At 71.5% G+C, this 14,367-nt stretch carries 12 protein-coding genes; 5 read left to right on the plus strand and 7 right to left on the minus strand.

All coding sequences use genetic code 11. The features are described 5' to 3' along the window. Nucleotides 1-19 precede the first annotated feature (19 nt). The 3 genes from QC385_RS28405 to QC385_RS28415 are packed head-to-tail and all read right to left on the minus strand — an operon-like array spanning nucleotide 20 to nucleotide 2,219. On the minus strand, nucleotides 20-430 hold the full coding sequence (locus QC385_RS28405) for a RidA family protein (protein WP_279544232.1): 411 nt from the start codon (nucleotides 428-430) through the stop codon (nucleotides 20-22). Then, on the minus strand, nucleotides 427-1,188 hold the full coding sequence (locus QC385_RS28410) for an IclR family transcriptional regulator (RefSeq protein ID WP_150482763.1): 762 nt from the start codon (nucleotides 1,186-1,188) through the stop codon (nucleotides 427-429). The genes QC385_RS28405 and QC385_RS28410 overlap by 4 nt, the downstream gene beginning before the upstream one ends. Continuing rightward, nucleotides 1,185-2,219, minus strand: a complete 1,035-nt coding sequence (locus QC385_RS28415; RefSeq protein ID WP_279544233.1) for a sugar kinase — start codon at nucleotides 2,217-2,219, stop codon at nucleotides 1,185-1,187. The genes QC385_RS28410 and QC385_RS28415 overlap by 4 nt, the downstream gene beginning before the upstream one ends. 145 nt (nucleotides 2,220-2,364) lie before the next feature. Between QC385_RS28415 and QC385_RS28420 the strand changes: the two genes are divergently transcribed. Continuing rightward, complete coding sequence (locus tag QC385_RS28420) at nucleotides 2,365-3,642, plus strand: amino acid deaminase (RefSeq protein ID WP_279544234.1); 1,278 nt, start codon at nucleotides 2,365-2,367, stop codon at nucleotides 3,640-3,642. Between the two features lie 13 nt (nucleotides 3,643-3,655). Further along, entirely contained in the window at nucleotides 3,656-5,266 is a 1,611-nt protein-coding gene (locus QC385_RS28425; protein ID WP_279544235.1) for an N-acyl-D-amino-acid deacylase family protein, read from the plus strand. Between the two features lie 30 nt (nucleotides 5,267-5,296). On the opposite strand, the gene QC385_RS28430 is transcribed toward QC385_RS28425, so the two are convergent. After that, on the minus strand, nucleotides 5,297-6,220 hold the full coding sequence (locus QC385_RS28430) for a trypsin-like serine peptidase (RefSeq protein ID WP_279544236.1): 924 nt from the start codon (nucleotides 6,218-6,220) through the stop codon (nucleotides 5,297-5,299). Between the two features lie 353 nt (nucleotides 6,221-6,573). Next, a complete protein-coding gene (locus QC385_RS28435; protein ID WP_279544237.1) occupies nucleotides 6,574-7,383 on the minus strand; it encodes a hypothetical protein in 810 nt (269 codons plus the stop codon). A 126-nt stretch (nucleotides 7,384-7,509) separates the two neighbouring features. Here QC385_RS28435 and QC385_RS28440 point away from each other — a divergent pair, with 126 nt between their 5' ends. Further along, the gene (locus tag QC385_RS28440; protein WP_279544238.1) at nucleotides 7,510-8,721 is read left to right on the plus strand and encodes a pyridoxal phosphate-dependent aminotransferase; all 1,212 of its coding nucleotides are present in this window, start codon (nucleotides 7,510-7,512) and stop codon (nucleotides 8,719-8,721) included. 112 nt (nucleotides 8,722-8,833) lie between these two features. Then, nucleotides 8,834-9,256, plus strand: a complete 423-nt coding sequence (locus tag QC385_RS28445) for an SCO4983 family protein (RefSeq protein ID WP_279544239.1) — start codon at nucleotides 8,834-8,836, stop codon at nucleotides 9,254-9,256. A gap of 207 nt (nucleotides 9,257-9,463) precedes the next feature. Here QC385_RS28445 and QC385_RS28450 read toward each other — a convergent pair whose 3' ends face one another. Both QC385_RS28450 and QC385_RS28455 read right to left on the minus strand, forming a co-directional pair. Beyond that, nucleotides 9,464-11,260 (minus strand): Ig-like domain repeat protein, encoded by a 1,797-nt coding sequence (locus tag QC385_RS28450; protein ID WP_443033017.1) that lies wholly within the window; start codon nucleotides 11,258-11,260, stop codon nucleotides 9,464-9,466. A gap of 176 nt (nucleotides 11,261-11,436) precedes the next feature. Further along, a complete protein-coding gene (locus tag QC385_RS28455; protein ID WP_279544241.1) occupies nucleotides 11,437-13,266 on the minus strand; it encodes a phosphoenolpyruvate carboxykinase (GTP) in 1,830 nt (609 codons plus the stop codon). Between the two features lie 330 nt (nucleotides 13,267-13,596). Between QC385_RS28455 and trhA the strand changes: the two genes are divergently transcribed. After that, complete coding sequence (trhA, locus tag QC385_RS28460; RefSeq protein WP_279544242.1) at nucleotides 13,597-14,310, plus strand: PAQR family membrane homeostasis protein TrhA; 714 nt, start codon at nucleotides 13,597-13,599, stop codon at nucleotides 14,308-14,310. Nucleotides 14,311-14,367 lie beyond the last annotated feature (57 nt).

Genomic DNA, 14,367 nt, shown 5'->3' on the forward strand with positions numbered 1-14,367 from the left:
GCGTGCGGGAGTGGGAGTGTCAGCCGAGAACGGCCAGCGCGTCGATCTCGACGAGGAGACCCGCGGGCAGGCCGACGTAGACCGTCGTGCGCGCGGCGGGCGGCTGGGTCAGGCCCTGCTCCTCGAAGTACGCGTTGTAGATCTCGTTGAACTCGGCGAAGTGGGCCACGTCGGTGAGGTAGACGCGGATCATCATCGCGTCGTCCCAGCCGGCGCCGCCCTCTTCGAGGACGGCCTTGACGTTGGCCAGGGTCTGGAGGGTCTGCTCGCGCAGGGTCGGCCCGGCGGGCGTGGGCGGCTTGCCCTCCTCGGCGGGCAGGAAGCCGACCTGGCCGGCGACCTGGAGGATGTTGCCCTTCCTCACACCGTGCGAGAACTTCGCCGGCGGGGTGGTGTGGGTCTCGGGGATGAGCGCGGTCTTGTCCGTCATTCGGTGCCCTTCACTGGTGTTCTGCCGGAGTACTCGCCGCTGATGGCGTCCGCCGTACGGCGCACCAGCGGCAGCAGGGTGAGGAGTTCGTCGGCGGTGACGACGACGTTCGGCGCGGAGACCGACATCGCGGCGACGACCCGGCCATCGGCGCCGCGGATGGGCGCCGCGACGCAGTTGATGGACTCCTCGTGGCCGCCGAGGTCGGTGGCCCAGCCCTGTTCGCGCACCTTCTCCAGCTCACGCAGGAACGCGGTGGCGCTGGGTGTCGAACGGGCCGTGTACGCGGGGTAGTCGAGCTTCTCCGCCACCGCCCGCCGCTCGTGCTCGGGCAGGTCGGCCAGCAGCAGCTTCGCGACCGCGGCGACGGTGATGGCGACGGGCTTGCCGATGCGGGAGTACATCCGCACCGGGTAGCGGCTCTCGACCTTGTCGATGTAGAGGACCTCGTTCTCCTCGTACACGGCGAGGTGCACGGTGTGTCCGCAGCTCTCGTTGAGGCGGACCAGGTGGGGATGGGCGATCTCGCGGACGTCGAGGTTCTCCATCGCCTCCTGGGCGAGGGCGAAGAGGCGGGCGCCGAGGCGGTAGCGCTGGTCGGACTGGCGGTAGACGAGGCCGTGCTCGTGGAGGGTGCGCAGCAGGCGCAGGGCCGTGGACTTGTGCACGCCGAGGCGGTCGGCGACCTGCCCCAGGTCGGCGGGGCCCTCGGCGAGCAGCGGCAGGATGCTGAGCGCGCGGTCGACGGTCTGGCTCATGGCGTACGTACCTCCTCGGGGGCCCGCTGTGTGTCATCGGTCCAGCCCGGGCCGAGTCGCAGTCTCCCCCATGCGGCGTCGTCCAGGGCGGCGAGGCGGTCGGCGTGCTTCCGCGCGGGCGGCGCGGCGAGGTCGCCGGGGGCGGTGAGGGCGGCGGCGGCCAGCAGGTGCCCGTGCCGCAGCCGGTCCCGGACGGGCAGTCCGCGCAGGGTGGCGGAGAGGAACCCGGCGGCGAAGGCGTCCCCGGCGCCGACGGCGGCGACGACGTCGACCCGCGGGGCGGGCACGAAGGTGACGTCCCGCTTCTCGAAGACGGTGGCTCCCGCGGCGCCCTGCTTCACGACCAGCACCTCGGGTTCGGGGAGGGCGGCGCGGACGGCCTCGGCGCCGCGCAGCCCCCAGGCCTCGTCCTGCCCGACGAACACGAGGTCCGCGCCCCGCGCGAGGTCCCGCAGCACCTCCGGGGCGTCCGTGTCGCGCCACAGTCCGGGCCGGTGGTTGACGTCGAAGGAGACCAGGGGGCGGCCGGGCCGGCGCGCGGTCAGCTCGCGCATCAGGTCCAGGCAGGTCCCGGACAGCGCGGCCGTGATCCCGGACAGGTGCAGCACGCGGCCGGCGCGGACCGCGTCCAGGTCCACGTTGCCGGACGACATGGCCGAGGCCGCCGATCCGGCCCGGTAGTACGCCACCTCGTGCGCGTCGGTGGCCCGGTCCCCGGCGGTGCGGAAGTAGATGCCGGTGGGGCGGGCTGGGTCGCGCCGGACGTGTGCCACGTCCACTCCGTACCCGCCGATGGCCTCGACCAGGTGGTCGCCGAACGGGTCGTCCCCCACCCGGCTGACCCACCGCACGGAGTGCCCGGCGGCGGCCAGCACGCACGCCGTGTTGGACTCGGCGCCGCCGATGCCCCGGTCGAAGGAGGGGACGTCGGCGAGCCGTCCCGGCCGGGACGGCAGGAACGTGACCATGGACTCGCCGAGCGCGACGACGTCCACGACGTCGGGGGCGTTGCAGGGTCCGGTGGGGGTCACGATGCTCGTAGCTCCTGGTTGCTCGGCGGGGGCGGCGGGTGCGGCCGCTTTCGTTGACCCCGGGTGGCCGAGATGTTAGACAGCGTTGAGCGATATACGCAATGAATGTTGCAGTCAGTGCAACACCCCTGATCAGGGAGGCTTCATGACAGCCGATACCGCCGCCGAGTCCCTCGCCCGGCTCGCCGCCGAGCGCGTCGACCACCGCTTCAAGGGCCTCCCGCCGGACGCCGACGGCCTGACCGTGGGCGAGCTGGCCGCCCAGCGCCGGAACCTGTTCACCGGCGGCTTCGCCACGCCCGTGCTCGCGCTGTCCGCCGAGCGCCTGGAGCACAACCTGAGACTCATGGAGACCTACGCGGACCGGCACGGCCTGGCCTTCGCTCCGCACGGCAAGACCTCCATGGCGCCGCAGCTGTTCCAGAGGCAGATCGAGCACGGTGCGTGGGGCATCACGCTGGCGGTGCCGCATCAGGTGCGGGTGGCGCGCGCGTTCGGCACCCGGCGCGTGTTCCTGGCGAACGAGCTGGTCGACGCGGCGGCCCTGCGCTGGATTTCCGCCGAGCTCGACGCCGACCCGGAGTTCCGCTTCGTCTGTTACGTGGACTCGGTGCGCGGGGTGGAGCTGATGGACGCCGCGCTGAGCGGTGCCCGGCGCCCGCTGGACGTCGTCGTCGAACTCGCCGCCGGGGAGGGCGCCCGTACCGGGGTGCGTACGGAGGCGGAGTGCGCGGCGGTCGCGGACGCGGTGGCGGGGACGCGGACCCTGCGGCTGGTCGGCGTCGCGGGCTACGAGGGCGAGGTGCCGAAGGCCGACCCGGAGCGGGTCACGGCGTGGCTGCGGCGACTGGTCGCGCTGGCCGCCGACTTCGACAAGGCCGGACGGTTCTCCGGTGCCGACGAGATCGTCGTCAGCGCGGGCGGCAGCGCCTGGTTCGACGCGGTCGCCGACGTCTTCGCGGCGATCCCCCAACTCTCCCTGCCGGTCCTGAAGCTGCTGCGCTCGGGCGCCTACGTCTCGCACGACGACGGCCACTACCGCAAGCTGACCCCGTTCAACCGGGTGCCCGAGGAGGGCGCCCTGGAGCCGGCGTTCCGGCTGTGGACGCAGGTGGTGTCACGGCCCTGTGCCGAGCAGGCCTTCGTCAACGCGGGCAAGCGGGACGCGGCCTACGACCTCGACCTGCCCTTCGCCCAGGTGATCCGCCGGGACGGCGCCGAGCGCCCGGCCACCGGCGTGTCGGTGACGGCCCTGTCCGACCAGCACGCCTGGCTGAGCACCACACCGGAGGCGGACCTGGAGGTGGGCGACTGGGTCGGTCTGGGGCTGTCCCATCCGTGCACGTCGTTCGACAAGTGGCCGCTGATCCCGGTCGCCGAGGCCGACGGCACGGTCGTCGACTACGTCCGTACGTTCTTCTAGGAGGCCGGGAGCGATGGAAGAGCTCGTCATCCGGGACGCGGACGTCGTCGACGGCTCCGGCGCGGACTCCTACCGGGCCGATGTCGTGGTCGACGGCGGCCGGATCGTGTCCATCGTCAAGGAGGCCGCCGCGGCCGGCTGCCAGCGGCCGAAGGCACGCCGGGAGCTGGACGCCGAGGGCCTCGTGCTGTCCCCCGGCTTCGTCGACATGCACGCCCACAGCGACCTGGCCCTGCTGCGCGACCCCGACCACAGCGCCAAGGCCGCGCAGGGCGTCACCCTGGAGGTCATCGGCCAGGACGGGCTGTCGTACGCGCCGGTCGACGACCGCACGCTCGGCGAGGTGCGCCGGGCGATCGCCGGATGGAACGGCTCCGGCGACGACATCGACTTCGACTGGCGGACCGTGGGCGAATACCTCGACCGCCTGGACCGCGGGATCGCCGTGAACGCGGCCTACCTCATCCCCCAGGGCACGGTGCGCGCGCTCGCCGTCGGCTGGGAGGGCCGGGAGGCGACCCCGCGGGAGCTGGACCGGATGCGGCAGTTGGTCGCCGAGGGCATGGAACAGGGCGCCGTCGGCATGTCGTCGGGGCTGACGTACACCCCCGGCATGTACGCGCAGGACGCCGAACTGACCGAGCTGTGCCGGGTGGTGGCGTCGTACGGCGGCTACTACTGCCCGCACCACCGCTCCTACGGCGCGGGCGCCCTGGAGGCGTACCGGGAGATGGTCGCGGTGACCCGTCAGGCGGGCTGCTCCCTGCATCTCGCCCACGCCACCATGAACTTCGGCGTGAACAAGGGCCGGGCGCCCGAGCTGCTGGCCCTGCTGGACGAGGCGCTGGCGGAAGGGGCGGACATCAGCCTCGACACGTACCCGTACACGCCGGGCTGTACGACGCTGGCGGCCATGCTGCCGAGCTGGGCGAGCGAGGGCGGCCCCGAGCGGGTCGTCGAGCGGCTGGCGGACGAGGAGACGGCCGAGCGGATCCGCCACGACCTGGAGGTCACCGGCTCGGACGGCTGCCACGGCGTGCCCATCGAGTGGGACACGATCGAGATCTCCGGCGTGGGCGACCCGGCGCTGGCCGATTACGTCGGCCGGACCGTCCAGGAGTCGGCCGACCGGCGGGGCGAGGCCCCCTGGGTGACCGCGCGCGGACTGCTGCTGGCCGACCGGCTGGCGCCGACGATCCTCCAGCACGTCGGCCATGAGGAGAACGTCCGGGCGATCATGCGCCACCGCGTGCACACCGGCGGGTCGGACGGCATCCTCCAGGGCGCCAAGCCGCACCCGCGCGCCTACGGCACGTTCCCGCACTACCTCGGCCACTACGTGCGGGAGTTGGGGGTGCTGTCGCTGGAGGAGTGCGTCGCGCACCTCACCTCGCGCCCGGCGGCCCGGCTCCGGCTGCCGGACCGGGGCCTGGTGCGCGAGGGGTACGTCGCCGACCTGGTGCTCTTCGACCCGGCGACGGTCGCGGCGGGGTCGAGCTTCGCCGAGCCGCGCGTGCTCCCGACGGGCATCCCGTACGTGCTGGTCGACGGACGGTTCGTGATCGAGGACGGGCGCCGCACGGACGCCCTGGCGGGCCGGGCGGTCCGCAGGACTCCCGCGTGACCGCCCGCCCCGAGGGGACCTGCCCTGGCCTTACGGCTTGGGCAGGGTGCAGCCGCTCGCGCTCAGGTCGAGCTTGTTGTCGATGCCGAAGCAGGCCGGGATCTGGTAGGTCTCCTGGCCGTAGTTGATGCCCTTGCGGACCGTCACGTTGCCGCTCGCGTCGACTTCACACGGGTTGTTCACGGTGCAGCGCTCGCCGTCCGTGTTGCCGGTGTTGTTGACGGCGACGACCTTGCCGGTGGCCTCATCGACGACGGGCGAGCCGGACGTGCCGCCGATGGTGTTGCAGGCGGAGGTGTAACGGACCGAGTCCTTCCAGGTCCAGTCGCCTTCCTTGAGGGTGTGCGCGAACCCGTCGATGTCGCAGCTGTAGACCCGCTTCCAGTAGCCGGAGGGGATGCTGATGGCGGTGCCGGCGACCGGGTGCTTGTCGTTCAGCGTCAGCGGGTTGATGCCGTACGAGCTCTTGATCTGCCCGTAGGTGGTGGTGAGTTGGTAGAACGCGACGTCCGTGTCGGTCATCGTGCCGTAGGCGAGCTTGGCGGCGCGCAGGGTGGCGACGCGCGAGCCGGAGGCGTTGAGCAGGCTGAAGGTGCGGCTGGACGCCTTGTCGACGAGGACCTCGCCGGGGCCGGGGAAGCCGGACTCCAGACAGTGGCCGTTGGTCATCACCAGCGCCGGGTCGTCGGCCTCGGAGTCCGGCATGCGCACGACGGAACCGGAGCAGTTGCTGAGCGCGACGGTGCCGGCGAGGTTCACGGCCTTGGCCGACGGGTTGAGCCCGGACAGCGCCCGCTCCACGGACGTGACCACGTCCGGGACGGCGGACGTGGCCGAGCCCGTGTCCGCGACCTTGCCGACGCCCGTGGGGGCGGCCTCGGCAGCGGTCGCGGGAGCCGCGCCGGCCCCGGCTATCGCCAGGGCGCAGAACGCGGCTGCGAGAGGTTTTCTCATGGGGGGTCCCCTCTTGCGACGGAGGCGGCCGGAAATCTTCCGGCCGCCCGCAGTGTTGTCATGCGCATTGTGATCGTCGCAAGGCGGGTGGGGCAAGGAGTTGTTCCGCACGTGGAACCTGTCCGTCCGGTTTGACCCTACCCAACGGCCTTTCCCGGCGGATCACTTGGGGCCCTTGGCGCCGCCGGGACGTGTCGGTGGACGGACTCGCGGGCGCCGGGCCGGACAGCTCGCCACGACCGTTCGCCGGCCGAAGGGCGGGGCCTCGGGCGGCGATGCCGTCGGCCGCCACCGGCCCCGGCCGGCCCGCCCTCGCTCAACGCGGCCCCTGCTCAACGCCGCCCGAGAACCGACTACTTGGGGCCCTTGGTGCCGCCGGGACCATGCCCGGGCTTTCCCTCGGTCCGGCCCGGGGGCGCGGCGGTGGCGGTGGGAGCGGAGGTCGTCGGGGTGACGGCCGTGGGGCTGTCGGCCGAGGGGCCCGGGGTGTCGGGCCCGGACTCGGACGGGGTGGGGCTCTCCGCGGTGGACGGGTTCGCGGACGCGGCGCCGGACGCCTCGCCGCTGTCCGCCGGCGGGGCGACGAGGGGGGTCCCGGGGGTCGGAGTCCGACCGGTGCCGGTGGACGGCGCCGTCGGCGACTCCCCCGCCGCCGGTCCCGTACGGCCGCCTCCGCCCTCGCGCGACCCGCCGGAGGGCGCGTCCGAGAAGCCGAGACCGGCGATCAGCGCGGCGGCCGACACGGCACCCACGGCTCCGGCGGCGACCGCCACGCGGCGTGCACGCCAGGACCGCCGTCCCCGCCGGGAGTGGCGGCCCGCACCGGACCGGCCATGCGCCGGCATCGACACAGGCACAGGCACAGGCACCGGCACCGGCGGCAGCTCGCGTGTGTCGTCCATGCCGCGCGCGGCGTCCCGGGCGTTCCGGGTGTCCTGGGTGTTCCGGGGGTCCCGGGTGTCCTGGGTGTTCCGGGTGTCCTGGGTGTCCTGGATGTTCCGGGCATCCGTCGGGTCGTACACGTCCTGCCACCCGTGCGCCGCCGCCGGATCGGCGTACGCGTCGTACGCCGGGGGCGGGTCGGTCTGCGGCAGGTACACGTTCGGCGGGCCCTGGGGCTCGCCGCCCGTCGCTCCGTCGGCGTATTCGGATGGCCTGAACATGGCCGCGAATTCTAGGCATCGATGGTGCTGGTGGGACAGCGAACGGCGTTATCCGCACAAACCGACGCGTCTCACGTGGCGGAAAACACGGCCCATGGCGCAATACCGGGCCGTAAGCTCCCAGACATGCAGGTGATCCAGTCGACCAAGCTCGCCAACGTCTGTTACGAGATCCGGGGCCCGGTGCTCGAGGAGGCGATGCGGCTGGAAGCCGCCGGTCACCGCATCCTCAAGCTGAACACCGGCAACCCGGCCGCCTTCGGCTTCGAGTGTCCGCCCGAGATCCTGGAGGATGTCCTCCGGAACGTGTCCTCGGCGCACGGATACGGAGACGCCAAGGGCCTGCTGGCCGCCCGCCGCGCGGTCGTGATGCACAACCAGACCCTCGGCATCGAGACGGACGTCGAGCACGTCTTCATCGGCAACGGCGTCTCCGAGCTGATCGTGATGGCGATGCAGGCGCTGCTGGACGACGGGGACGAGGTCCTCGTGCCGGCCCCGGACTATCCGCTGTGGACCGCCGCCGTGTCCCTGTCCGGCGGCACCGCCGTGCACTACCGGTGCGACGAGCAGGCCGACTGGATGCCGGACCTGGCCGACGTCGAGCGCAAGGTCACCGACCGCACCAAGGCGATCGTGATCATCAACCCCAACAACCCGACCGGAGCCGTCTACGACGAGGCGATGGTCAAGGGGCTCACCGACATCGCCCGCCGCCACAACCTGCTGGTCTGCTCGGACGAGATCTACGACAAGATCCTCTACGACGGCGCCACGCACACCCCGACCGCCGCCGTCGCCCCCGACCTGCTGACCCTCACCTTCAACGGCATGTCGAAGGCCTACCGGGTGGCCGGCTACCGGGTCGGCTGGATGTCGATCTCCGGGCCCCGCGCGCACGCCGACTCCTACATCGAGGGCCTGACGATCCTGGCGAACATGCGACTGTGCGCGAACATGCCGGGTCAGCACGGCGTCGTCGCGGCGCTCAGCGGACGCCAGACGATCAACGACCTGGTGCTGCCGGGCGGCCGGCTGCGCGAGCAGCGGGACGTCGCCTACGAGCTGCTGACCCAGATCCCGGGCGTGACCTGTGTGAAACCGAAGGGGGCGCTGTACCTCTTCCCGCGCCTCGACCCCAAGGTCTTCAAGATCAAGGACGACCGGCGGATGGTCCTGGACCTGCTCCGGCGCGAGAAGATCATGGTCGTCCAGGGCACCGGCTTCAACTGGCCGGAGCCGGACCACTTCCGGGTGGTGACCCTGCCGACGGTCGGGGACCTGCGGGACGCGGTGGGCCGGATCGGGCACTTCCTGGACGGCTACAGCCAGGCCTGACGGGGCGCCTCGCTCACGTTATGTGTGCGGTCAGTCCGGCTTTGTGAACAACTCAACTTTAGACGAAATCTAAGCTAGGATGGCTTCCTGAAAGCACTCAGGAGGCCCTCCCATGTACGAACCGATCCGCACCAAGTCGGTCCACAGCACGGTGGACGGCCCCAACCCCGACTTTCCCCACCGTTCCCGCGAGGAAGAGCTGGACATCCAGCTCGCGGGCCATCTCGCCGCCCTGCTCGCCGTCACGGACGAGCTGCGCGCGACGAAGGCCTCGGCCGATCTGGACACCGCGGCGGAGCGGCTCGCGGAGCAGGTGGGCCGACTGCGCGGAGGGCGCGCACCGGTCCGCGCGTCGATGAGCGGCTCCCGCCGTGAGCGCGGCGGGACGGCCCTGCACCGGCGGGCACACGCCCTGGCCGGTCGCGCGCTGGTGGTGGCCGCCTCCCGCGCCGACACGGCGGCCGCGATCCTGGCCGCCGAGCGGATGGACGCGCACGCCGCGGCTCTCGAGCCGCGCGAACTCGCGTCCCGCTGAGCCCCACGGGGGCTCCCCCGACGGCCCCGGTCCGCGCGCACCCGCAGCGACGCGCGGACCGGGCGCCACAACAGCACCGCATCGGCTTGAGCCGGTTGTCGCCGTTGTGGTTCTCGGGTGGGTTGGTGCGGGGTTGAGTGCGGCTGGTCGCGCCCACGCGGCGGAGCCGCACATCGATACAGCCCCGCGCCCCTGAGGACGTGCCCCTCAGCGCCTCACGTAGACCTCCGCCGAGGCCGTTGAGCCCTCGTGCAGACCGTCGCCCGGCCAGCTGACCGTGTAGGTCACCTCGCGGCGGGTGCGCGGCACGTCGTTGATCGTGAACGTGCCGTCGGCGGCGACGGTCACCGACGACAGGGCGCCCGTACCGAGCCGGTCCTCGCGCACGACCTTGAGCACGGCCCGCTCGGGCAGCGCCTTGCCCTGGGCGGTGAACGTGCCGGTGATCTCGATGCCGCCGGACATGCTCGCCTCCTCGGGCGCGGTGAGCGCGATCGAGGTGGGCGCCTTGCCGACCGTCACGGTGTGGGTGACGTCGGTGGCCGGCCGGTGGGTCAGATCCCCGAGATACGACACCGTGTACGTGGCCTCGCCGACCAGGTCGGGCTCGTCGAGGACGGTGAAGGTGCCGTCCGCCTTGACGGTGGCGGTCCCCAGGTCGTGGGTGCCGCCCGCGTCGGTGCGCGTCGCCCTGACCTTCAGCGGCTCGGCGGGCGCGGGTCCGTCGTGCTCCAGCCTGCCGCGCACGGCCAGCGGCTCGCCCGCCACGGCCTGGCCGGGGCTGTGGGTGAGGCCGCCGGTGAAGCGGGCGTCGTACTGGACGGCGGGCGGCTTGATGATGTGCAGCCAGTACTGGCCGCCGGCCGCGTTGGTGGTGACCGCGAACAGCCGGGAGCCGTCCGCCGACCACTCCATGCCGCGCGGCACGACACGGTCGCCGTCGAGGCTGCCCTCGAAGACGAACTCCAGCGGGGTGGTCGAGTCGCCCGGGTCGGCCGGCTGCACCAGCAGGTCGGGGACGGAACCGGTGGCGGCGGATCCGCGTGCGATGTACGTGCCGTCACCGCTGAAGGCGACCGCGCTGGCGGTGGCACCGTCGGGCAGGGCCTGGTAGCCGGTCGCCGCGTCCGACAGGTCGCCGGTGTTCAGCAGCCGGGTGCCCGCGGTGGCGTCGGCGACGGCGACCTTGCCGCCGTCGGCGGACAGCGCCAGGTCCTTGAGGTTCAGGGCGCCGTCGCCCGCGTCGTCGGCGAAGCGGCGCGCGGCGTTACGGACCAGGGCGCCGTTGCCGGTGTCGTACACGGCGAGGAAGGGGTCGGCCGCCTTCGCGTTGAGCGGCTGACCCATGAGCATGCGGTCCCCGGCGCCGGACTCCAGCAGCAGATCGCCGTAGTCGTTCCAGCCGGTGTACGTGTACGCGCCGTTCACGATCCCCGCGAGGTGGGTCTCCGAGGTGGCGCACTGGGAGACCGAGGACGCGTTGGGCGTCGTGAAGTAGAGCTGGCCGCTGGACTGGGCGACCTCGCGGCCGCAGTAGTCGGTGCCGACGGCGACGGCGGCGGTGCGCTGGAAGGTGGTGGTGTCGTAGGTCTCGACGCGGTCGCGCAGACCGGCGTAGAGCTTGCTGCCGTCGGCGCTGACCGCGAGGCCCGAGACGTGGGCCTGGTTGGTGGTGAGGGTCGTGAGGCGCTCGCCCTCGAAGTTGTAGACGGCGATGGTGCCGGAGTTGAGGTAGTAGCCGACGTTGCTGTCCGCCACGAAGACACGCTGGTGGACGTTGTCGACGGCCAGTGCCGAGTACGACGAGATCGGCAGCTTGGCGACGGCGTCGGAGGCCGCCGCGTGTGCCGCGGGCGCGGCGGCGACGGTGAGCCCGGTCCCCGCGAGTAACGCGGCGGACAGCGTGGCCACGAGCCGTCTGGAACGGTGTGCAGTCTTCAACTGTGCCCCCCACAGGCTTGTCTGCGGCCTCACCGGGACCGGTGAGACACCTGGAGAGAGCATGAAACAGGCGTGAAGATCCTGTGAGCAAGGGGGCGCGACGGAAACGGCGGAGGCAGGGGCCCGCACGCCGTTGTGCGGGCCCCTGCCTCCCCTGGTGCTGTCACCGCGGCCGGCCGTGACGATGTTGCTGGTCAGGGCACGATCGGAGCCGGCCGCGGCGTCGGTGGAGGGCTGTCTCAGCCCAGGCGCTGCACCAGCGCGCGGTACTCGTCCCACAGCTCCTTGGGCGTGTGCTCGCCGAAGGTGTTGAGGTGCTCGGGGACCAGGGCGGCCTCCTCGCGCCAGACCTCCTTGTCGACGGTGAGCAGGAAGTCCAGGTCGGAGTCGGCCAGTTCCAGGCCGTCGGTGTCCAGGGCCTCCTTGGTCGGCAGGATGCCGATCGGGGTCTCGACGCCCTCCGCCTTGCCCTCCAGACGCTCCACGATCCACTTCAGGACGCGGCTGTTCTCACCGAAGCCGGGCCAGACGAACTTGCCCTCGTCGTCCTTGCGGAACCAGTTGACGTAGTAGATCTTCGGCAGCTTCGACTGGTCCTTGCCCTTGGCGACGTCGACCCAGTGGCCCATGTAGTCGCCCATGTTGTAGCCGCAGAACGGCAGCATCGCGAACGGGTCGCGGCGCAGCTCGCCGACCTTGCCCTCGGCGGCGGCGGTCTTCTCTGAGGCCACGTTGGCACCGAGGAAGACGCCGTGGTTCCAGTCGAAGGACTCCGTCACCAGCGGTACGGCGGTGGCGCGGCGGCCGCCGAAGAGGATCGCCGAGATCGGCACGCCCTTCGGGTCCTCCCACTCCGGCGCGATGATCGGGCACTGGGCGGCGGGGACGGTGAAGCGGGCGTTCGGGTGGGCCGACGGGGTCTCCGACTCCGGGGTCCAGTCGTTGCCCTTCCAGTCGGTGAGGTGGGCGGGCGGCTCCTCGGTCATGCCCTCCCACCAGACGTCGCCGTCGTCCGTCAGCGCCACGTTGGTGAAGACCGCGTTGCCCCAGAGCGTCTTCATCGCGTTGGCGTTGGTGTGCTCGCCGGTGCCGGGCGCGACGCCGAAGAAGCCCGCCTCGGGGTTGATGGCGTACAGCCGGCCGTCCTCGCCGAAGCGCATCCAGGCGATGTCGTCGCCGATGGTCTCGACCGTCCAGCCGGGGATGGTCGGCTCCAGCATGGCGAGGTTGGTCTTGCCGCAGGCGCTCGGGAAGGCCGCCGCCACGTACTTGGACTCGCCGCGCGGCGGGGTGAGCTTGAGGACGAGCATGTGCTCGGCCAGCCAGCCCTCGTCACGCGCCATCACGGAGGCGATGCGCAGGGCGTAGCACTTCTTGCCGAGCAGGGCGTTGCCGCCGTAGCCCGAGCCGTAGGACCAGATCTCGCGGTCCTCGGGGAAGTGCGAGATGTACTTGGTCGTGTTGCAGGGCCAGGGGACGTCCTCCTGGCCGGGCTCCAGCGGGGCGCCCAGGGTGTGCACGGCCTTGACGAAGAAGCCGTCGGAGCCGAGCTCGTCGAGCACCGCCTGGCCCATGCGCGTCATCGTGCGCATGGAGACCGCGACGTAGGCCGAGTCGGTGATCTCCACACCGAGCGCGGACAGCGGCGAGCCGAGCGGGCCCATGCAGAAGGGCACGACGTACATGGTCCGGCCGCGCATCGAGCCGCGGAACAGGCCGCCCTGGCCTCCGGAGCCCTGGAAGATCTCCCGCATCTCGGCGGGGGCCTTCCAGTGGTTGGTCGGGCCCGCGTCCTCCTCCTTCTCGGAGCAGATGAACGTCCGGTCCTCCACGCGGGCGACGTCGATGGGGTCGGAGGCCGCGTAGTAGGAGTGGGGGCGCTTGATCGGGTCGAGTTTCCGGAAGGTGCCCTTCTGGACGAGCTCCTCGCACAGTCGCTCGTACTCGGCCTCGGATCCGTCACACCAGACCACGTTGTCCGGCTGCGTCAGCTCGGCGATCTCGTTCACCCACGAGATCAGGCCCTGATGGGTGGTGGGGACGGTGGGAGCCGCGATGTCGCGCGCCACGATTGCTCCTAAATGAGGGATTTTTTTGATGTGGAGGAGGCCCCGTGGGGGCTGCGACCCGGATGCTTCACGGTGAAACTTGGGCGCTCATCCGGTGCCGACTGCACTCATTTGATCATCCGACGCCTGCGCCCATCTGTCCAGAGGAGCGCACAGGTGAGCAACGTGAGGATCGCCACGGTTTCTCGCGCCCCTTTACATGCACGTTGGGTTCACCTGACCATCCGTTTGCGTAACCATCGTTCGACCCCGGTGAGAGGATGGCCACTCTTCATCGGCCGATCGACGGGACCGATAGGTCACTTACGGTTCCGTAGCTAACATTTGGCCATGACTGCGTTCGCCCCCGACGCGCCTTCGGACACGCCGGCCGACGGCCGTGGTCCCACGGCGCTCTCCCTGCCGCACCCGGTGAAACCCAAGCTGCGCGGTTGGATTCACCTCGGCATGTTCCCGGCCGTCCTCGTCGCGGGCCTGGTTCTGACCGCCCTCGCGGACTCCACCAGAGGACGCATCGCCTGCGGAATCTTCGCTCTGACGGCGTGCCTGCTGTTCGGTGTGAGCGCGCTGTACCACCGGGGCGACTGGAGTCCGCGCATGGACGGCGTGCTGCGCCGTCTGGATCACGCCAACATCTTCCTGATCATCGCGGGCACCTACACACCGCTGACCATGCTGCTCCTGCCGGGCTCCAAGGGTCAGTGGCTGCTGTGGAGCATCTGGGCCGCGGCGGCGGCCGGCATCCTCTTCCGCGTCTTCTGGGTCGGCGCCCCGCGCTGGCTCTACACGCCCTGCTACATCGCCATGGGCTGGGCGGCCGTCTTCTTCCTGCCGGACTTCATGCGGACCGGGGGCGTCGCCGTCCTCGTCCTGGTCGTCGTCGGCGGCCTGCTCTACAGCGCGGGCGGCGTGATCTACGGGATCCAGCGGCCCAACCCGTCACCACGCTGGTTCGGCTTCCACGAGGTGTTCCACTCCCTCACACTGGCGGCCTTCATCGCGCACTACGTGGGGATCTCGCTGGTGGCGTACCAGCACGGCTAGAAGCCCGCTCCACCCTCCCGGCCACGGCTTTCGAGCCGTGGCCGTTTGCGTTGCCCT

Origin of the sequence: Streptomyces sp. DH10 (assembly GCF_029813805.1) — a bacterium.
Taxonomy (GTDB): Bacteria; Actinomycetota; Actinomycetes; order Streptomycetales; family Streptomycetaceae; genus Streptomyces; species Streptomyces coeruleofuscus.